The organism is Histidinibacterium aquaticum (assembly GCF_008710275.1).
GTDB classification, from domain to species: domain Bacteria; phylum Pseudomonadota; class Alphaproteobacteria; order Rhodobacterales; family Rhodobacteraceae; genus Oceanicola; species Oceanicola aquaticus.
In genome coordinates, this window is record NZ_VYQE01000002.1 from 92,642 (window position 1) to 111,112 (window position 18,471).

Annotated in this window: 15 protein-coding genes and 2 pseudogenes; 12 read left to right on the plus strand and 5 right to left on the minus strand. The window is 62.5% G+C overall.

Annotation, left to right across the window (positions count from 1 at the left end):
• Window positions 1-3: 3 nt before the first annotated feature.
• The 5 genes from F3S47_RS05830 to F3S47_RS05850 all read left to right on the plus strand — a co-directional run bounded on the left by F3S47_RS05830 (window position 4) and on the right by F3S47_RS05850 (window position 5,022).
• Window positions 4-978, plus strand: a complete 975-nt coding sequence (locus F3S47_RS05830; protein ID WP_191090090.1) for a Bug family tripartite tricarboxylate transporter substrate binding protein — start codon at window positions 4-6, stop codon at window positions 976-978.
• Window positions 979-1,023: 45 nt separating this feature from the next.
• On the plus strand, window positions 1,024-1,446 hold the full coding sequence (locus F3S47_RS05835) for a tripartite tricarboxylate transporter TctB family protein (protein ID WP_191090091.1): 423 nt from the start codon (window positions 1,024-1,026) through the stop codon (window positions 1,444-1,446).
• Between the two features lie 13 nt (window positions 1,447-1,459).
• Window positions 1,460-2,986 (plus strand): tripartite tricarboxylate transporter permease, encoded by a 1,527-nt coding sequence (locus F3S47_RS05840; protein ID WP_150444319.1) that lies wholly within the window; start codon window positions 1,460-1,462, stop codon window positions 2,984-2,986.
• Entirely contained in the window at window positions 2,983-3,657 is a 675-nt protein-coding gene (locus F3S47_RS05845) for an RraA family protein (RefSeq protein WP_150444320.1), read from the plus strand. The genes F3S47_RS05840 and F3S47_RS05845 overlap by 4 nt, the downstream gene beginning before the upstream one ends.
• 114 nt (window positions 3,658-3,771) lie before the next feature.
• The gene (locus tag F3S47_RS05850; protein ID WP_150444321.1) at window positions 3,772-5,022 is read left to right on the plus strand and encodes an aminotransferase class V-fold PLP-dependent enzyme; all 1,251 of its coding nucleotides are present in this window, start codon (window positions 3,772-3,774) and stop codon (window positions 5,020-5,022) included.
• 215 nt (window positions 5,023-5,237) lie between these two features.
• On the opposite strand, the pseudogene F3S47_RS05855 reads toward F3S47_RS05850, so the two are convergent.
• Window positions 5,238-5,907, minus strand: a pseudogene (locus tag F3S47_RS05855) (IS3 family transposase); the annotation flags it as partial.
• A gap of 8 nt (window positions 5,908-5,915) precedes the next feature.
• Here F3S47_RS05855 and F3S47_RS05860 point away from each other — a divergent pair.
• Window positions 5,916-6,314 (plus strand): annotated as a pseudogene (locus F3S47_RS05860) (DDE-type integrase/transposase/recombinase); the annotation flags it as partial.
• A gap of 164 nt (window positions 6,315-6,478) precedes the next feature.
• Here the strand turns inward: F3S47_RS05860 and hydA are convergent.
• From hydA to F3S47_RS05875, 3 genes are all read right to left on the minus strand, one after another.
• Window positions 6,479-7,864, minus strand: coding sequence for a dihydropyrimidinase (gene hydA, locus F3S47_RS05865; RefSeq protein ID WP_150444323.1), 1,386 nt, complete (start codon window positions 7,862-7,864; stop codon window positions 6,479-6,481).
• 11 nt (window positions 7,865-7,875) lie between these two features.
• On the minus strand, window positions 7,876-8,769 hold the full coding sequence (locus F3S47_RS05870) for a MurR/RpiR family transcriptional regulator (protein WP_191090093.1): 894 nt from the start codon (window positions 8,767-8,769) through the stop codon (window positions 7,876-7,878).
• Window positions 8,770-8,974: 205 nt separating this feature from the next.
• A complete protein-coding gene (locus F3S47_RS05875) occupies window positions 8,975-10,207 on the minus strand; it encodes a cysteine desulfurase-like protein (protein ID WP_150444325.1) in 1,233 nt (410 codons plus the stop codon).
• A gap of 339 nt (window positions 10,208-10,546) precedes the next feature.
• Here F3S47_RS05875 and F3S47_RS05880 point away from each other — a divergent pair, with 339 nt between their 5' ends.
• From F3S47_RS05880 to F3S47_RS05900, 5 genes are all read left to right on the plus strand, one after another.
• Window positions 10,547-11,368, plus strand: coding sequence for an ABC transporter substrate-binding protein (locus tag F3S47_RS05880; RefSeq protein ID WP_191090094.1), 822 nt, complete (start codon window positions 10,547-10,549; stop codon window positions 11,366-11,368).
• A gap of 109 nt (window positions 11,369-11,477) precedes the next feature.
• Window positions 11,478-12,464 (plus strand): amino acid ABC transporter permease, encoded by a 987-nt coding sequence (locus F3S47_RS05885; RefSeq protein ID WP_150444327.1) that lies wholly within the window; start codon window positions 11,478-11,480, stop codon window positions 12,462-12,464.
• Window positions 12,461-13,216, plus strand: coding sequence for an amino acid ABC transporter ATP-binding protein (locus tag F3S47_RS05890; protein WP_223877734.1), 756 nt, complete (start codon window positions 12,461-12,463; stop codon window positions 13,214-13,216). The genes F3S47_RS05885 and F3S47_RS05890 overlap by 4 nt, the downstream gene beginning before the upstream one ends.
• Window positions 13,213-14,157, plus strand: coding sequence for an amino acid ABC transporter permease (locus tag F3S47_RS05895; RefSeq protein WP_150444328.1), 945 nt, complete (start codon window positions 13,213-13,215; stop codon window positions 14,155-14,157). The genes F3S47_RS05890 and F3S47_RS05895 overlap by 4 nt, the downstream gene beginning before the upstream one ends.
• Before the next feature lie 78 nt (window positions 14,158-14,235).
• Complete coding sequence (locus tag F3S47_RS05900) at window positions 14,236-14,922, plus strand: IS6 family transposase (RefSeq protein WP_150444329.1); 687 nt, start codon at window positions 14,236-14,238, stop codon at window positions 14,920-14,922.
• Window positions 14,923-15,329: 407 nt separating this feature from the next.
• On the opposite strand, the gene F3S47_RS05905 is transcribed toward F3S47_RS05900, so the two are convergent.
• Window positions 15,330-17,006, minus strand: coding sequence for a recombinase family protein (locus F3S47_RS05905; protein WP_150444330.1), 1,677 nt, complete (start codon window positions 17,004-17,006; stop codon window positions 15,330-15,332).
• Here F3S47_RS05905 and F3S47_RS05910 point away from each other — a divergent pair.
• A complete protein-coding gene (locus F3S47_RS05910; protein ID WP_150444331.1) occupies window positions 16,994-17,698 on the plus strand; it encodes an IS6 family transposase in 705 nt (234 codons plus the stop codon). The two genes, F3S47_RS05905 and F3S47_RS05910, sit on opposite strands and share 13 nt — an antisense overlap.
• The last annotated feature ends 773 nt before the right edge of the window (window positions 17,699-18,471 follow it).

Sequence of the window (18,471 nt, forward strand, 5' to 3'; positions counted from 1 at the left end):
CCAATGACAGTGACGACCCTTTTCAAGTCCGCGACGGCAACCGCCGCGATCACCCTCTCGGTGGCAGCTGCGCCCGCGCTCGCGGAATACCCCGAGCGTCCGGTCACCATGATCGTTGCCTGGGGCGCTGGCGGCAGCACCGATACGATGGCCCGCATCTTTTCCGACTACATCGGCGAGGACCTCGGTCAACGCTTCGTGGTGGAGAACCGTGAAGGTGCAGGCGGCGAGGTCGGCTGGACCGCTCTAGCGAACGCCGAAGCCGACGGCTACACGATCGGCCTCATCAACTCGCCGTCCTTCGAGTCCAAGGGCATCGTGCGGGATGACGTCGGCTACTCGATGGAAGACATCCGCCCTCTCGTGAACGTGGTCACCGACCCCGGCGTGATCGCCGTCTCGGCCGACAGCCCCTATGAGACGCTCGATGATTTCGTCGAAGCCGCCAAGGAAAACCCTGGTGAGCTCTCGGTCTCCCACGAAGGCGTCGGCGGCGATGACCACCTTGCGGCCCTCGACTTCACTGACAAGGCCGGGATCGACGTCAACTTCGTGACCTTCGACGGCAATGCCGAGGCAACCGCTGCCCTGCAAGGCGGCCACATCGACGCCTTCGAAGGCAACATGAGTGAAGTCGCGAACCAGATCGAGAACGGCAGCGTTCGAGCTCTCGCCGTCTGGTCCTCCGAGCGCATGGATGCGATCCCGGACGTCCCAACCGGCCAGGAGCAGGGGTATGACGTGATCTCGGCCGCCTCGCGTGGTCTGGCCGTCCCGGCGGAGCTCTCCGACGAGCAGTACAACACGCTCCTCGAGGCCGCTCGCGGCGTCATCGAGAACGAGGAATTCCGGGCCGAGCTCGCCGAGCTCAACATGCCGGTGGTTCCGATCTACGGCGAAGACTTCGTCCAGTTCCTCGAGAACAACCGCGACACGCTGCAGAACCTCTGGGAAAAAGACCCCTGGATCGAGCAGTAATCTGCGAGGCATGACACCGTGTCAGCAAGCAACATAGATCGCTTGGTGGCCGTGGCGCTGATACTTGTCGGCGCCACGGCAATCTACCTCTCCCAAGGCTTCCGGGGCGACGCCGGGTTTTTCCCGACCGCCATGGGATGTCTCCTCATCGTGGCCAGCCTGGTCCTGATTGCGCAGACCGTGCTGCGAAAGAGCGCTCCGGCAGAGCCCGACGACGCCTTCGAGGGCAAGCGCTTCCTGACATGGATAGGGCTCGCACTCCTGCTTTTCATGATTGTCTGGCAGGTCGATTTCTATCTTGGCGTATTCGGCTTCATCGTCGCGTCCTACCTGATCCTGGCCAAGAAAGGCGTCGTCTTTTCCGTCACACTCGCGGCCATCTTCACGATCATCCTATTTGTCGGCTTCGACCTTCTGCTGAACGTCCCGACGCCGAGCAGGCTCCAAGCCTTCTTCAACACGTTCTGACTTCAGAGGACGCATGCAAGATCTCCTGATCGCCCTCGGCAACATCTTCGAGCCAGACTCGCTGTTCGTCCTCATCATCGGGACGCTGGCGGGCATGGTCATCGGTTCGCTGCCCGGCCTGTCCTCGACGATGGGCGTGGCCCTCGTCATCCCGATCACCTTCAGCATGAGCCCTGAAAACTCGCTCATCCTGTTGGGTGCCGTTTATGTCAGCTCGGTCTACGGCGGCTCGATCACCGCTATCCTGCTCAGAACACCGGGCACCGATGCCTCGATCGCAACGGCGCTCGATGGCTACCCTCTCGCCCAGCAGGGACGCGGTGCCGAAGCCGTGGGCATGGCGACGATCGCCTCACTGATCGGGGGTATCTTCAGTACCATTCTGCTGATCGCCGTCGCTCCTCCGCTTTCCAGGATCGCGCTCTCGTTCGGGCCCGTAGATTACGCCGTCCTCGCCGTCTTCGGCATGGTGACCATCATCGGGGTCGTCTCGAGCAACCCGATCAAGGGGGCCGTCTCGGCTGCAGCTGGTCTACTCCTGGCAACTATCGGGATGGACAACTTCACCGCTACCCAGCGGTTCACCTTCGGTGAAAGCTCACTCTTCGACGGCGTTCCGCTGCTCCCGGCCCTGATTGGTCTCTTCTCGATTTCCCAGGCGATCGCACTCAGCGTGCCAAAGAGCGCCAGTATCCTGTCAGAAACAGCCGACATCAGCCATGGACGCCCGTACCCGAGTGTCGAGCTCATCCGGAAATGCCTGCGCACGATCATGAAATCGTCCATCATCGGCTCAGCCATCGGTGTGCTTCCCGGTGCAGGCACGAGCATCGCCGCCTTCATCTCCTATAATGAGGCGCGCCGCTCATCGAAGACGCCCGAGAACTTCGGCAAGGGCGAGATCGAGGGTGTGGCGGCCAGCGAGGCCGCGAACAACGCGGTCACCGGCGGCACGCTTGTTCCGACCCTGACCCTTGGCATTCCCGGGAACGCGGTGACGGCGGTCTTTGTCGGCGGCCTGACAATCCACGGCATGGCACCGGGTCCCCGGCTCTTCACCGACTTCGCCGATGTCACCTACACGCTGATCCTCTCGCTTTTCCTGGCAAACCTGATGTTTGCCATCATCGGGCTCGGCGTTGGTCGGTACCTTGTCTACGTCACGCGCATTCCGGGTTCGGTCCTGGGGCCGCTGGTTCTGGCCTTCAGCTTCATCGGCACCTACGCGCTACGCAACAACCTCTTCGATGTCGGTCTCGCACTCTGTTTCGGGATACTCGGCTACTTCATGGAGCGCCGGAACTACCCTGCTGCCCCTCTCGTGATCGCGCTTATCCTTGGTCCGATCTTCGAAGTGAACTTCCGCAGGGCCATGCAGATCTCCTCGTGGGACCTAACGATCTTCTTCGATCGCCCTCTGACGATTTTCCTGATGGTCCTAGTGGTCGCCGCAGTCGCTCTTCCGGTTTGGCAGCACCGCAAAGCCAAGCGGGCAATCGCGGAGTCCATCGGCAATGAAAGTGCCACGGAGAAATCATGAGTATCGGGTTCAGAGTTTGTACACGCCGGAGCAAGGTCGACGACGCTTGGGTCCAGAAGTTCCGCGACCTCCCAGTGGCCAACATCAGCGATGTCATGTCGAGGGTGATTGGTGCTGATCTTCTGCCCATGCACGGTGACGGACACGGCCTCGTCGGTGCCGCACTCACGGTCCGAACGCGTCCTGGTGACAATCTCATGGTTCACAAGGCACTCGATATGGCCGAACCCGGAGATCTCATCGTGGTCGATGCCGGTGGCGAAACCAAGAACGCGATCATCGGAGAGCTGATGGTCGCCCATGGGCTGCGACGTGGCATTGCCGGGTTCGTAATCGATGGAGCGATCAGAGACGTCGGAACCATCCGCACGATGGGACTTCCCGTGCACGCCCGTTCTGTCAGCCATCGCGGGCCATACAAGGACGGGCCGGGCGAAGTGAACGTGCCGATCTCCGTCGGTGGCATGGTCGTGCATCCCGGCGATCTGATCGTGGGGGACGACGATGGGATCGTCGCCATCCCGCAGGGCGATGCCGCGACGATCCACGCACTGGCCAGCCGCAAGCAGGCGGCCGAACAGAAACAGATGGAAGAGACCAAATCCGGGACGCTCGACCGCAGCTGGGTCGATCGCGCCCTGACGGCCGGGTCCTGCGAGTTCGTGGACTAGCTTGGCCCCACCACAAGCCGCCCCGAATGCGGGGCCGAACAACACCAGCCTGCCGTCATCAGCGAGCAGGACGCCATCGGCGCAGCCGACAGGCACCCTAGAAAGGATGATCTCATGATCCAAGAAAAACCCGAGCTCATCGAAGCCATCCGTAGTCGCTTCGCCCATGTCGACACCTGCCCGTTCCAGGGGCCCCGTATCTTCTTCGAGAACGCCGGTGGCGCGCTGACATTGAAATCCGTCGGCGAGACATCCGCCTACTACGCGACGATCCCCGACAACCAGGGGCGGGCCAACCCTGCAGGCCAGGGCCTCGTGGACGTGATCAAAAAGGCCAAGGCCGATCTTGCCGAATTCACGAATTCTAGCTCGGGCCAGTTCATCGTTGGCGAGAGTGGGACAGAGCTGCTCTTCCGCATGATCCGGACTGCCTGCGTCAACGTCCCGAAGGGCAGCAAGATTATCGGTACGACGATCGAGCATCCGGCAAGCCGCAGCGCCGCCCACCGCTGGGCCGAGGTTATGGAACTCAATTACGTCAGTGTGCCGCACGACAACGAGGCCGGGATCGTTACAGCCGAGGCCTATGCCGAGAAGATGACCCCGGAAGTTTCGGTGGCCACCATCCTACACGGTTCGCCAGTGACCGGCATGGGCATGGACATCGCCAAGATCGTCAAAGCGATACGCAAGGTTTCCCCGGACTGCTTCATCATCGTCGATGGCATCCAGCACGCCGCCCACGGCCAGATCGATCTCGATGCATACGATGTCGATGGCTATGCAATCTCGCCGTACAAAGTCTTCTCTCGCCACGGCTACGGTGTTGCCTGGTTGTCCGATCGTCTGAGCAAGCTGCCTCACGAACAGCTGATGGGCGCGCCTGAAACGGCATGGGAGTTCGGCACGCGTGACGCCGGGGCCTACGCCACCATGTCGGATGTCGTGTCCTACTTCGACTGGCTTGGAGGCGAAGTCTCCGATGCTCCGGGCCGCCGGGGACGCATCGAGGCCGCCGGTCGTGCGGTCCATGAATATGAGATGCACCTTACAACCCGCGCTATCCATGGGACGGGCAACCTTCCGGGTCTCGCGGACATGCCCCATGTCGAGATCATCGGTGGCGCTGACAACCCTGCCCGCGAGGGACTGGTTTCCTTCACGGTCAGGGGGATGACCTCTCCGGAGGTCGTGGAGACTCTCAACGGGCAGGGCATCCGGACCCATTCCCGGAAAGCGGACCACTTCAGCGGCAATGTCTTGAAGCCCCTGGGCCTGGAAGACTGCGTCCGTATCTCGATGTGCCATTATAACACCGAGCAGGAAGTCGCGAAGCTCCTGGCGGCTGTGAACGAAATGGCATGAGCAAGCTAGGGTGCAATTGGTCTAGTGTCCGTCGAGCTGAACTCCATACTCTTCAACCCTGGACCCGAGCCTGACGGACGTGTGGCGTGAGGCCCTTGGAGCCCATCCATTCTGGGCTGCTGTAGCAGCAATCGCCTTGTCGTCTCGCCGACAACTGATTGGGAGCGACGCCATCGTGAGGTGCTCCCCGATCCTTGGACAGGATCTGCCGTTTTCTAAGCTACTTTCTGGGTCTCCCGGTCGGGTTGCATGATCGTCGTGCCGTCGCGGTAGACCACGTCCGGTGGTTGTCCGTCGAGGGCAGCGTGAGGCTGCCGGTGGTTGTAAAAGTCGAACCAGGTCCGCAGCCCCGCGTGCGCCTGCGATCCTGTCTCCCAGGCGTGCAGGTAGACGCATTCGTATTTGAGGCTGCGCCAGCCGTTCGATGAAGATATTGTCGAGGAAGCGCCCCTTGCCGTCCATGGAGATGCGCACGCTTGCTCGGCGCAGGCGGTCCATCCAGGTGAAGGCGGTGAACTGTGAGCCCTGGTCCGTATTCATGATCTCTGGCGCCCCGAAGCGTGCGATCGCCTCGTCCAGCGCCTCGGCGCAGAACTCCGCTCCCAGCGTGTTCGACAATCGCCAGGACAGCGCGCGACGGCTGTGCCAGTCCATGATCGCCACCAGGTAGAGGAAGCCCCGCCTCATAGGGAGATACGTGATGTCGGCGCACCAGACCTGGTTCGGGCGGTCGATCGTCAGACCGCGGAGTAGGTAAGGGAAGGGTCGCCGCCCCTTCGCCGGCCTGCTCGTGTTCGGTTTCCGGTAGATCGGCATCAGGCCCGTGATCCGCATCAGCCGCCGGACGCGCTTGGGGTTCACGGCATGGCCCTCGTTCCGAAGATGCCAGGTGGGCCGTGGATCACGAGGGCGAGGTTCTCGAGAGCGTGGTGACGAGACGACGTGATCGAGCCGCAGCACTGAAGTTCCTGAAGAAGCTGATGAAACGACACGGCAAGGCCGACGGAATCGTCACTGACAGGCTCCGCTCCTACGGCGCCGCAATGAAGGAGCTGAGGGTCGGTGGTCAACGGACCGAGGTTCGCTGGATCAACAACCGCGCAGAGAACTCACATCTGCCGTTCCGACGACGAGAGCGCGCGATGCTGCGCTTCCGTCGGATGCGAAGTCTGCAGAAGTTCGCCTCCGTCTCCAACCACTTCAACCACCAGCGCAGTTTCTCCAGCCGACCTCACTTCAAACAGTCCCGCGACGCTGCACTGGACGAGTGGCGGGGTCTCTGCGCCCCATGAGCCTGAGCGTTCCGGGGCGAAAGAGACTGTTTCGCATTGTATGACAGCACCATTTGGTGGGCTACTGAACAGCTGTTCAGAGATCTCAAAGCCGAGCCGAGCGCGACAGATCTTCCTATCGGAGCACCGAGACTATCGAGCCTGAAAGGCGATAGTCGATTTCATCAAGTTGCAGCCCTTGGAACTTCTCTGCCGGCGCCAGGCGCGGTCAATTTGCCGTCCTCGACCACTGGTTTGCCTCGCAGAATGACCGTTTCGGGCCAGCCCTGGACCTCAAACCCTTCGTAGGGACTGTAATCCGCGGCGTCGTGCAGGTCTGCGTGACGTATCGACTTGCGCACCTGCGGGTCCCAGATGGTGATGTCGGCATCCGCGCCGACGGCGATCGTACCTTTTCTCGGATACATGTCGTAGGCGCGGGCATGGTTGGTCGAAGTTAGTGCCACGAAGCGCGTCAGGTCGATGCGCCCCTTCATGACGCCCTCGGAAAACAGGATGGGCAGGCGCGTCTCGACCCCCGGGATTCCGTTCGGGATGTGCCTGAAGCTGCGCAGTCCGGCCGGATTGCGCTTTCCCTGGTCGTCCTCGTATCGGAACGGACAGTGATCGGAGGAAAAAAGGTCGAACAATCCGGTTTCGAGGCCGCGCCAGCAGTTCTTCTGCTCGGTCGTATCGCGTGGCGGAGGCGAGCAGACGAACTTGGCACCCTCCCAGTTGTCTCGGGCCAGGTCGTCGGCCTCGAGCACGAGGTACTGCGGGCATGTCTCCGCCGTGATGTCGATGCCGCGCGACCGCGCGCGGGCGATCTCGTCGATTGCGGCGCCATTGGAGACGTGAACGATGACGATCGGGACGTCGACGACCTCGGCCAGTGTCAGGGCGCGATGCGTCGCCTCCCGCTCTGCCGCCACTGGCCGTGTCGTGGCGTGAGCGCGAGGCGCAACATCGCCCGCTTCCGCCGCACGGGCCGCGAGGAACGCGATGACATCCTCGTTCTCGCAATGAACCATGACCTTCGCCCCGTGCCGCCGGGCGACGTCCATGGTGGCGAGGATGCCGGCGTCATCCATGCGCATCGCCTCGTAGGTCATGAAGACCTTGACCGAGCGCTGCCCCTCCTCGATCAGCGCGGGCAACTCCTGGCCGAGCACCTGCGGCGTCGGATCGGTAACGATCATGTGGAATCCGAAATCGACGTGCGAGCCGGTAGCCTTCTCCCGGTAGTCACGAAACGCGGTGGCGAGCGACTGGCCGCGTTCCTGCAGGCAGAAAGGCATCACCGTGGTGTTGCCGCCGAAGGCTGCGGATCGTGTGGCGCTGTCGAAATCGTCGGCCATGACAATGCCCGGCCCGGAGGGCTGGGCGATGTGCACATGGCTGTCGATCCCGCCGGGCAGGACGTACCGCCCCGTCGCGTCGATCACCCGGGTCGCGCCGCCCATGTCGCCGCCGATCTGCACGACCCGCCCGTCGCTGATCCCGATGTCCGCCTCGAAGACATCCGCCGCGGTTGCAACGGTTCCGTTGGCAATAACCAGGTCGTAGGCCATCCGAGATCCTTTCAGGCGTTGATCAGGTCGAGATCGAGGTCGCCCCTGTCCCGATTCCGGTAGGCGAGACCGATGGTGAGAACCTGCACGAGGCTCATCACGCCGGTCAGCGAGCGAAACCCGTGCAACTCGGCATCGTCGACGGTCAGCACTTCCACCGCATCGACGGTGATCGGACTAACCGGTGAATCGGTGATGGCGATCACTTCATGGCCGGCTGCGCGGGCAGCCGAAGTCGCGTCGATGGTGGCCTGCGCGTAGGGAGGGAAGCTAATTGAAACCAGCAGGTCGCCGGACTGCATAACGCCGATCTGGTCCGAGGCGAGGCTGCCCATGCCGGTGACCTGGATCGCCTGGACGTTCGCCCGCCGAAGCGCATAAGCGAAGTACGAGGCCACCGGGAAGGACCGGTCCAAACCGATGAGGTGCACGGTTCGAGCCGCCATGATCCGGTCGATGGCTGCATCCAGCGGTAGCTCGTCGAGCCGTCCACCGAGATGCGCGAGCGAGGCGCTGTTGGCCCGGCAGAAGGACTGGCCTATCGCGTGAATGTCGGAGGGATCGTGAACAACCTCGTCCCCTTGGCTGTGGGAGATCCTCTCGGACAGGGAAACCGGGTAGGCATGGTGCAAGGGAGCCCGAAACAGCTTCTGCATGTCCGAAAATCCGCCGAACCCCATGGCCTTCGCAAGTCTTACGAAAATCGAGGGTGTGAGCCGCGACTTGCGCGCCATGACAGACAGGGTCTCCAGCGCGACGATGCGTTGGTTGTCGAGCACCCAGGCCCCGGCTTCGAGCATGCGGTTCGTGAAGAGCTGCCGTTCGTTCAGCAGACGGGCCCTGAACGCCTCTACACTCTGCGGCTTCTCGATCTTGTCTGTATCGGTGCGAGTGTCAGGCATCATCGGGCGCTCCGGGGCGTTTGCAGACTGTGACCATCTCTTGGGCCTTTCGACGATTAATTGCACGACGGTCCGGAAAAGGGAGCTTCCGGGCGCGTCCCGCAGAGCAGTCTGAAGGACCCTGTCGAGCCCTGCTCCCTTCGCGAGCAGGTCTTGGGCAATGATCTTCCTGCTATCCGCAATCTCCGAGTATACGTCGTTGAAGCGTCTAGCTGCGTAGGCGCTCAAGCTGTTCGATGAGCCGATCCATTTCCTCAAGTGTATTGTAATGCACCGCCGACGCGCGAATGACGCCATCCGGATCGCCGAGATCGAGCGCCTGAACCAGACGTTTCGAGTGAAAGTCCCCGAAGCGGATGCCGATACCCGAGGAGTCCACCGCTTCGACCGTCTTACGTGACGACTGCCCCTCGATCACGAAGGAGATCGTCGGCACGCGAGCCTCGCGATCCGAGGCGGAGTCGCCCACGATGGTCACATCGTCCCGGCCGCGCAAATAGCCCAGAAGACGTTCGGATAGCGCAGCTTCATGATCGGCAATCATGTCGAAGGCCGCCTCGACGGCCGCGCGGCCCGATGCGTTGATCCCATGTGCCTTGGCGAGCCCTTCCAGGTAGTCGATCACTCCGACGCAGGAGTAGGCCAGTTCGTAGTTGGCGTTGCCAGGTTCGAGCTTATTGGGAACCTTCTCCTCGCCATAGAAATAATGATTGATGTTTCCGGCCTTGTGACGAAGCAGATCGTACTTTCCGTAGAGCGCTGCATGGTGCGGACCGTAGGTCTTGTAGACGGAGAACCCGTAGAAATCGGCGCCGAGTGCCTTCACATCGATGGCCCTGTGCGGTGCATAGGCCACCCCGTCGACACAGATCATCGCCCCGTGGTCGTGGACCAGGTCTGCGATAGCGCGGACGTCATTGATGCTGCCGAAGATGTTCGAGCAATGGGTCATGGCCACCAAGCGAGTCTTCGACCCCAGGAGCGGCGCGAGGTCATCCGGCCTTGGCCTGTGCGCTCCGGCCGGAAGCTCCCAAGTCCTAACGATGATGCCGCGCTGTTCGAGCCGCCGCCATGGACCGATGTTCGCTTCGTGATCGAAGTTCGAAACGACGACCTCGTCGCCCGGCTCCCACTTCTGCGCCAGCGATTGCGCGAGCTGATCGAACAATTGCGTGGCGGTTGCCCCCATCACGACCTCTTCGGGGCGATCGGCGTTCAGCAACGTCGCGAGGGCCGTCCGTCCTTCGGCCACTTTCCGCGACGCCTCGACCGATGCCCCATAGGTCGCGCCCAGTTGTACGTTCGACGAGAACAGGAACTCGCGCATCCGATCGAAGACCGGTTCGGCGAGCTGGGACCCGCCGGCATTGTCCAGCAGCACCTCGTCCTCGGACAGGGCCGGGAACTGTCGACGGACGTACTCGAGGTCGAGTTTCGGCATGTAAACCTCGTGATAAACAAGCTTCGGGCAGGTGAAACGAATTTTCCAATCAAGTCAATTTCCAAAAAAAAATTTCATTTTGCCTGAGCCCGTGCAAGGCTGACAGGTGGCGGCAATGGGAATCGCCTTGCGCCGCGCCGAAAGCGGGTTTTCGCGCGCCCGGAAGGGTCGCGCTCTACTGGGGGCCGATCTTTGATGAAGATACCCATGGACCGGGTCACGGCGTTTCAAAGTCGGCAGGCGCCTCAGCCGACCGACAAAAGAGGCATCGCGACACTCTCGCGGTCCGCAGATTCCGGCTCTCCCGCAATCCACGCACCCCTTGCCCAGGAGGCACATATGTTCACACGACTCCTCAAGACCGCACCCATGATGGGTGCGACCGTCCTAGCGGCGACTGTCGCATTCGGTCCGGCTCAGGCGCAGGACTCGGACCGCCCGGTCGTTCGCGTGGCCAGCAACGTCAACATTCCGCTCCGCATCTTCCGGGCCGGGGACGAGATCCAAGGCTACGAGTACGAGGTCTACAAGGAAGCGCTCGAACGTGCGGGCTACGAGGTCGAGGTCACAGATGTGGCGTTCAGCGGGCTGTTCTCGGGTCTCCAGGCCGAGCAATGGGATGTTGTCGCGTCCAACGTGTTCATCACTCCGGAGCGGCATGCCGAGATGGACCACAGTGAGCCCTACCTGGCCGCATTCGATGCACTCATGGTTCGGGAGGACGACGACGTCCAGAGCCCCGAAGACCTCGAGGGCGGTGTGGTCGGCACCGAAACGGGGACCACACAAGCGGCCTATGCGGAGGCGCTGGAAGAGGAGTACGGACCGTTCGAGATCCGCGCCTACGAAGACATCGAAACCCAGCTGCTGGACCTCGAAGTCGGACGGATCGACGCCTTGACGCTCGGCTACCCGACCGCCCGGGTCTACATCCAGGAGCGGGGCCTCTTCGAAGTGATCGACACCAATGATGCAAGCTTCATGATCGGCGCCTTTTTCCGGACGGGCGATCCGCTCCGCGACGAGTTCGACGAGGCGCTTCGGTCGATGAAGGAAGACGGCACGACCGCCGAGCTGTTCGAGCAGTACTTCGGCGATGCTCCCGACGAGGACTCTCCCGTCGTTCGGGTCTTCGAAGAGCCCTACGTCCCCGCAGAGTGATCGCGCGCGCTGTCCAGCGCCCGAGCATTTCGAACGCCCGCACGGAGGCCATAGGCAGCCCCGTGCGGGCGCATGACGCGCCGCACTCGAAACAGGCCCCAGTCCGCGCATGACCGACATTCGAACCACGATCGACGATTGGCGCAATCGCGGGGCCCACCAGCCCTGGTTCCGCCGCTACGAGTGGCTGGCCATCGGCCTGGTCGGCTGGATCGCCGCCGCAGTGCTCTTCCTGCCGCCCTTCGGCAAGCCGACGCCGCTCGGCGCCGCAGGCGTAATCCTTTGGTACCTGACAGGCTTCGTATTGGCCGGCGTGATGCTCACCGACCGGGAGAAGCCAATCCTTCTCAAGCGGGCCACCAGCTTGAGCGTCATCGTCTTGTTCTTCTGGCTTTTCTACCGTTACAGCGGCACGCGCTGGGATCGGGTGCAGGAGCAATTCTTCAATTTCTCGCGCATGGATGGCGTCTGGGAGCTCTATGCCCAGGGCCTTCTCGTGACACTCCAGCTCTCGATCGTGGCTGCAGTCCTGTCGATTATCTTCGGCCTGACGTTCGGGATCCTCCGGACCCTCGGCAATCCCGTCATCGACCTCTTTCTGGGTCTGCACGTCGACATCTTCCGTGCACTGCCGCTCATCGTCAGCATGGTCCTCATCTTCTACGCTTTGCCGTTCCTCGGGATCCGCCTGCCGGCGTTCTGGGCGGCCGTACTGGCTCTGGTCCTCATGAACAGTGCCTACCAGACCGAGATCTTTCGCGCCGGCATCGAAAGCATCCCTCGCGGTCAGATCGACGCCGCCCGCGCGCTGGGTCTGGGCCCGGGCGCGACCATGCGGTTTGTGATCCTGCCGCAGGCGTTCAAGATCGTAATCCCGCCGCTCACGAATAACCTCGTCAGCCTCGTGAAGGACACCGCCGTCGCCTACGTCATCACCGTGCCCGAGCTGCTCACCACGGCACAGCAGGCGGTCACCTGGAAGCGCACGCCGACGCCTCTCGTCCTGTCGATGTTCGTCTACCTCGCGACGCTGATCCCGCTCATCCACCTTACCCGACGGCTGGAGCGTCGCCTCGACGCTTGGAACGTAAGATGAGCGCCGTGTCTGACACCAAGGCAGAGCCGATGATCGAAGCGCGCGGCATCCACAAGTACTTCGGTGGTTCGCACGTCCTGCGCGGCATCGACGCAACGATCGCAAGAGGTGAAGTGGCCGCGCTGATGGGTAGTTCGGGCAGCGGCAAGAGCACGTTTCTCCGATGCCTGAACCGGATCGAGGAACCGAGCCAAGGCGACGTCCTGATCGAGGGCACCGTCATCACCGACCTGCGGACCGACGTGAACCGGGTCCGCGCGGACATCGGCATGGTGTTTCAGGAATACAACCTCTTCCCGCACATGACCGTTCTGGAAAACGTCGCGCTCGGATTGATCTACGTCCGCCGGCGCCCGCGCAGCGAGGCGCAGGAGACCGCTGCTGACGCGCTCAAACGGGTTGGCCTCGCCGACCATGTCACGAAGCACCCGCAGCAGCTCTCGGGAGGCCAGCAGCAGCGGGTCGCGATCGCCCGCTCGCTCGCGATGCGGCCGAAGGCGATCCTGTTCGACGAGCCCACCTCCGCGCTCGACCCCGAGATGGTGAACGAGGTTCTCGAGGTGATGCGGACACTCGCCGAGGAGGGAATGACGATGGTCGTCGTCAGTCACGAGATCGGATTCCTGCGCAAGGCGGCCGATCAGCTGATCATGCTCGACGCCGGCCAGGTCGTCGAACGCGGACCGACCGCGCGGGTACTCGACGAACCCGAGCACGAACGGACCCGCGAATTCCTGAGAGCGATACGATGAGGCAAGAGCTGATCAAATCCCGGCCCATTCCGCTGATACTGATGTTTCTGGTAGGACTCGGCTACCTTCTCGCTGCGCCGGCGACCTCGGGGATCGGCATTGCCTTCGATATCACCGCGACTGTCGCGGTGTTCGTCGCCTTCCTGTTCCTGTTCGTCCCCGTGCAGATCGACAAGGGCGCGCCACTCTGGCTACAGAACCTGTCAGCCCTGGCGCTGCTCGTTCTGGCGACGGCCGCATTCTTTCGCTGGGCGGATGGCGACTGGGGCCGCCTTGGCTACCTCTTCTTCAACGTGGAGGTGATGAGCCGCCCCGGCGCAATGGCACGGATGCTGAGCGGCCTCTGGATCGCCGTGCAGGTGTTCCTGTTTTCCCTGGTGCTGTCCACGCTTCTCGGCATGTTCATGGCGGTCGTGCGAAGCATCGTAAATGACGCGCTGCTCAACTTCTTCATCGACGCCTATGTCGACGTCTTTCGTGCAGTGCCACCGATCGTACTGCTGCTCGTCACCTACTCGGCGCTGCCCTACTCGGGGATCGTTCTATCGCCATTCGCCACCGGTGTGGTGGCATTGACCCTGATCGAGGGCGCCTACCTCACCGAAGTGTTCCGGTCCGGTATCGAGGCGATCCACCGAAACCAAGTGCTCAGCGCCCGAAGCATCGGCCTGACCGCGTGGCAGGCGATGCGCTTGGTGGTGCTTCCGCAATCGGTGCGGATCGTGTTGCCCGACTACTCCAATCGTCTAATTGGCCTCATGAAGCGCACGGCAGAGACCTCCGTGATCGCGATCGCCGAGATTCTCAAGGTCGCCCAGGATCTTCAATCCCAATTCGTCAATGCCACGCCGCTCGTCGTCGGTGCGCTACTTTATATGGTCGTGCTCTTCCCGATGACGCGGTTCGTTTCACGCTTGGAAAAATCGCGACCCCGGCAGTGAAACGCCGGAGCAAGCCTCTGAAGGGCACTGTCAGAAGAACCGCTTGAGCGGGGCAGGGGGCGGACCTAGCCTCCCCGGATGACCCAGCCAAGTCCGTTCCGCTACTTCAAGACCAGCCCCGAGATCATCCGTCTCGCGGTGATGCTCTATGTCCGGTTTCCGCTATCGTTGCGCAATGTCGAGGACCTGCTGCATGAACTTGGCATAGAGGTCAGTCACGAGACGGTCCGCTACTGGTGGAACCGGTTCGGTCCCATGTTCGCAGCCGAAGTCAGAAAGCGCCGCATCCAGGCTCTGAAGGCGAGCCGGTGGAGCTGGCACCTCGACGAGGTCTTCGTGAAGATCAACGGCAAGACGCACTACCTCTGGCGGGCCGTGGATCAAGAGGGAGAGGTCCTTTTGCGCGATCGGGCCTCGGCACTGAAATTCCTTAAGAAGCTGATGAAGGGGCACGGGACAGCCGACGAGATCGTCACAGACCGGCTCCGCTCCTACGGCGCCGCGATGAAGGAGCTTCAGGTTACTGGTCACCGGACCGATAGGCGCTGGATCAACAACCGCGCAGAGAACTCACACCTGCCGTTCCGACGACGAGAGCGCGCGATGCTGCGCTTCCGCCGAATGCGAAGTCTACAGAAGTTCGCCTCGGTCCACGCCTCCGTCTTCAACCACTTCAACCATCAGCGCAGTCTCTGCAGCCGATCCCACTTCAAGCAGTCCCGCGACGCTGCACTCGACGAGTGGCGGGGTCTCTGCGACGCCTGACCCTTCGCCTTCCGGGACACCAGAGACCGTTTCGCATTTGTCTGACAGCACCGCCAAGGACCCCTAGCTCAGTTACCCTACAACTTCTTGTCCGTAGTCTGGCCCCATTTTCCGGGGGGTAGCCGGGCATGATCCTGACTGAGACGCACTGCGCCTTGCAGCTCACGGCCGATTTGGGCGGTGGTCTCACTTGCGCGCTGCGGCCGGTGCGCTTTCCCTGTTTTGTGGCGATCTACAGGGAAATCACACCAAGATCCTCGGAACCCAGAAAGGTGGAGGCCGATTCCTGACCTCACACCAATGGCTTAGACGTGATTTCCCTAAGCAGACGAACAGGGAAGTTTTTTCTCAGAACAGGGAAAGAATTTTGCCTGAGCAGGGATGCCTGCAGCGCTCGGCGATGGCACTCAGGCTGCCAGTCCGACAGCCCGTTCCTGGTCTGTCCAGTCGAAGGGGAGCGGGCTATTGAGCAGCCGCTCGAGCGTCATCTCGACGGGCTGTGTTCCGGCGATTACGGCGACCTGGATTCGCGGGGACAGCATGGCGAGCGGAAGGAGCTTCGCGACGTAGCGGGGGCCGACATTCTCCTGTCGAGCGATCTGCGCCAAAGAGACTCCATCGCGGATCGAGGTGGCCCACCGATGGGCCATTCTGAGGGCCCGAAGAAGTGTGGCATCGGGGGTGGACTGCAGTTCTCCAACCACGATGCGCGTCTCCTGACCGCGGCGGCGATACTGGAGCGGCAGGGCGATCGTTAGGCTCTCGCGTTCGATCTCTTCTTCCTTGAGGTCGAGCGCCGCCGCGAGTGCGGTCCCGTCAAGACGAATTGTGATCTGACCAGTTGCAAGCGTCACGCCGTCGATGAGCCTGGCGAGGGCCTGTCCAGGATCGGTTCGCAAATTCGCCGCATAAGCAGTGGCGCGCTCGGAGAGGGACTGGCTCGCCACGGCATCGCTCGGTGTTGCCAGTCTGTGGCGCTCACCGGCGGCTTGGATGTGCCCGGCGACGATTTCTGTCACTCGCCGCTCTAGCTCAATTGCAGGTATTCGCAGGGCGTTCGGATCAGGGCCACCCGAGATCAGGCGATTGGAGACGTAGTATCGGTAGCGCCGATCTCCTCGTTGAACATGAGTCGGTGTAAGCCTGTCCCCGGTCCCGTCCCGAAGCTTGCCCTTCAAGAGCGCGCTATCCGCGGCGACCTGTTTTCCGTTTGGGCCGCGCCTGCGCTGGCCCCGCTCGCCAAGCCGGTCCTGGACGGTCTTCCAGAGGTCGTCATCGACAATCGCGGGGTGCTGGGCTGGCCAGGTTGTGTCCTTGTGACGGATGCGTCCGACATAGACGGGGTTGCGGAGGATGTGATGAATCTGCCCGCGGCTAAGGGGGCCTCGGCCTCCCCCGCTCGAGTTCCCCGAGGCAGACCGCCGCCGCTTGGACAAGAGGCCCCGATCTGCCGCGGCGCGAGCCACGGCGTTCAGACAGCCATGTTCAGCATAGAGGTTGAAGAGGGCTCGGATGGTCACCGCTTCCGCCTCGTTCGGGACCAGTTGGCGAACCTGGGGGTCCGGATGGGGATCGTATCCCAGTGGTGGCAACCCGCCCATCCAGAGCCCCTTTCTTTTGGAGGCCGCGAGCTTGTCACGGATGCGTTCTGCCGTGACCTCGCGCTCGAACTGCGCGAAGGACAAGAGCATGTTGAGGGTCAGCCGCCCCATCGAGGAGGAGGTGTTGAACGCCTGGGTGACCGAGACGAAGGAGCAGGACGCGGCCTCGAGACTTTCGACAAGCTTGGCGAAGTCGGCAAGCGATCGCGTCAGCCGGTCGATCTTGTAGACGACGACCATGTCGATCCGGCCGGCCTCGATCTCGGCCACCAAGCGCTGCTGGGCAGGGCGGTTGAGGGTCCCGCCGGAGACACCGCCATCGTCGAAGCGGGCTTTAACCAGCGACCAACCTTCGTGCTTCTGGCTTGCGATGTAGGCCGCGCAGGCTTCGTGCTGGGCGTCGAGGGAGTTGAACGGTACTGTCAAAAGAACCGCTTGAGCAGGGCAGGGGGCGGACTTAGCCTCCCCGGATGACCCAGCCAAGCCCGTTCCGCTACTTCAAGACGAGCCCCGCGATCATACGCCTGGCGGTGATGCTCTATGTCCGGTTTCCGCTCTCGCTGCGCAATGTCGAGGATCTGCTGCATGAGCGGGGGATCGAGGTCAGCCACGAGACGGTCCGCTACTGGTGGAACCGGTTCGGCCCCATGTTCGCAGCCGAAGTCAGAAAGCGCCGCATCCAGGCGCTAAAGGCGAGCCGGTGGAGCTGGCACCTCGACGAGGTCTTCGTGAAGATCAACGGCAAGACGCACTACCTCTGGCGGGCCGTGGATCACGAGGGCGAGGTTCTCGAGAGCGTGGTGACGAGACGACGTGATCGGGCCGCTGCACTGAAATTCATGAAGAAGCTGATGAGGCGGTACGGGACAGCCGACGAGATCGTCACAGACCGGCTCCGCTCCTACGGCGCCGCGATGAAGGAGCTTCAGGTTACTGGTCACCGGACCCAAGGGCGCTGGATCAACAACCGCGCAGAGAACTCACACCTGCCATTCCGACGACGAGAGCGTGCGATGCTGCGCTTCCGGCAAATGCGAAGTCTACAGAAGTTCGCCTCGGTCCACGCCTCCGTCTTCAACCACTTCAACCATCAGCGCAGTCTCTCCAGCCGAACCCACTTCAAGCAGTCCCGCGACGCCGCGCTCGCCGAGTGGCGGGGGCTCTGCGACGCCTGACCCTGCGCGTTCCGGGACAACAGAGACCGTTTCGCATTTGTCTGACAGCACCCGATGCGCCCTTCACCGTCAGCCTTCCGGGCGTGCACCGCTCCGACGAAGTGGCGGGGCGGACGTCCCTCCGCCCCTCCGGTGCCGTTCACCTGTTCTCTCCCGAAAGCGGCGAGCGCCTGGGGCCGGTTCGTATCGGCTAGAGGCGGCTCGAGGCTGGCCCGGTGCTCGGCCTCCTTCCAGTTCGTCCGATCGGCTCCGTTCTTTGCCCGGGGCGCTGTCAGTGGAACGTGGCTTGAGCGGGCCCAGGTGCACTGTCAGGAGAACTCCTTGAGCGAGTCAGGGAGGGGAGACCTTAGTCTCTATGGATGACCCAACGAACACCATTCCGCTACTTCAATCCGCTACTCCTCGCCCGGTGGTTTTTGACAGTTCGTCGGACCTGAGAGTGGGTGCCAATCGGTGGTGAAGCTCCGACCTAGGGTTCTGTCCCACCCGAATTCACTTGCGCGCAAGCCATGACTTCGTCATGTTTTCATTATGCGAACAAATGTCCGGATAGCTTCGGAGCGAGTTGGTGGCGCGGCTAGGGTTGATCATTAACCCGGTGGCGGGTCTCGGCGGTGCAATGGGCCGCAAGGGCAGCGATGAACCCGACATCGCCGTTCGTGCGAGCGTTGAGGGTCGGCTGTCGCAGTCTCCGGAGCGGGCGGCTCGGGCGCTCGACACCTTTCGCGTGGGGTGTTCCGTTGAGGTCTTGGCGGGACCAGTTCTGCCCCCAC

What these genes read in the sequence shown, in the direction of transcription:
- hydA (WP_150444323.1), bottom strand. Translation starts at nt 7,864, where the DNA reads ATGGCCTACGACCTGGTTATTGCCAACGGAACCGTTGCAACCGCGGCG.
- F3S47_RS05895 (WP_150444328.1), top strand. Translation starts at nt 13,213, where the DNA reads ATGAGGCAAGAGCTGATCAAATCCCGGCCCATTCCGCTGATACTGATG.
- F3S47_RS05850 (WP_150444321.1), top strand. Translation starts at nt 3,772, where the DNA reads ATGATCCAAGAAAAACCCGAGCTCATCGAAGCCATCCGTAGTCGCTTC.
- F3S47_RS05890 (WP_223877734.1), top strand. Translation starts at nt 12,461, where the DNA reads ATGAGCGCCGTGTCTGACACCAAGGCAGAGCCGATGATCGAAGCGCGC.
- F3S47_RS05910 (WP_150444331.1), top strand. Translation starts at nt 16,994, where the DNA reads ATGACCCAGCCAAGCCCGTTCCGCTACTTCAAGACGAGCCCCGCGATC.
- F3S47_RS05845 (WP_150444320.1), top strand. Translation starts at nt 2,983, where the DNA reads ATGAGTATCGGGTTCAGAGTTTGTACACGCCGGAGCAAGGTCGACGAC.
- F3S47_RS05830 (WP_191090090.1), top strand. Translation starts at nt 4, where the DNA reads ATGACAGTGACGACCCTTTTCAAGTCCGCGACGGCAACCGCCGCGATC.
- F3S47_RS05900 (WP_150444329.1), top strand. Translation starts at nt 14,236, where the DNA reads ATGACCCAGCCAAGTCCGTTCCGCTACTTCAAGACCAGCCCCGAGATC.
- F3S47_RS05885 (WP_150444327.1), top strand. Translation starts at nt 11,478, where the DNA reads ATGACCGACATTCGAACCACGATCGACGATTGGCGCAATCGCGGGGCC.
- F3S47_RS05840 (WP_150444319.1), top strand. Translation starts at nt 1,460, where the DNA reads ATGCAAGATCTCCTGATCGCCCTCGGCAACATCTTCGAGCCAGACTCG.
- F3S47_RS05870 (WP_191090093.1), bottom strand. Translation starts at nt 8,769, where the DNA reads ATGATGCCTGACACTCGCACCGATACAGACAAGATCGAGAAGCCGCAG.
- F3S47_RS05875 (WP_150444325.1), bottom strand. Translation starts at nt 10,207, where the DNA reads ATGCCGAAACTCGACCTCGAGTACGTCCGTCGACAGTTCCCGGCCCTG.
- F3S47_RS05880 (WP_191090094.1), top strand. Translation starts at nt 10,547, where the DNA reads ATGTTCACACGACTCCTCAAGACCGCACCCATGATGGGTGCGACCGTC.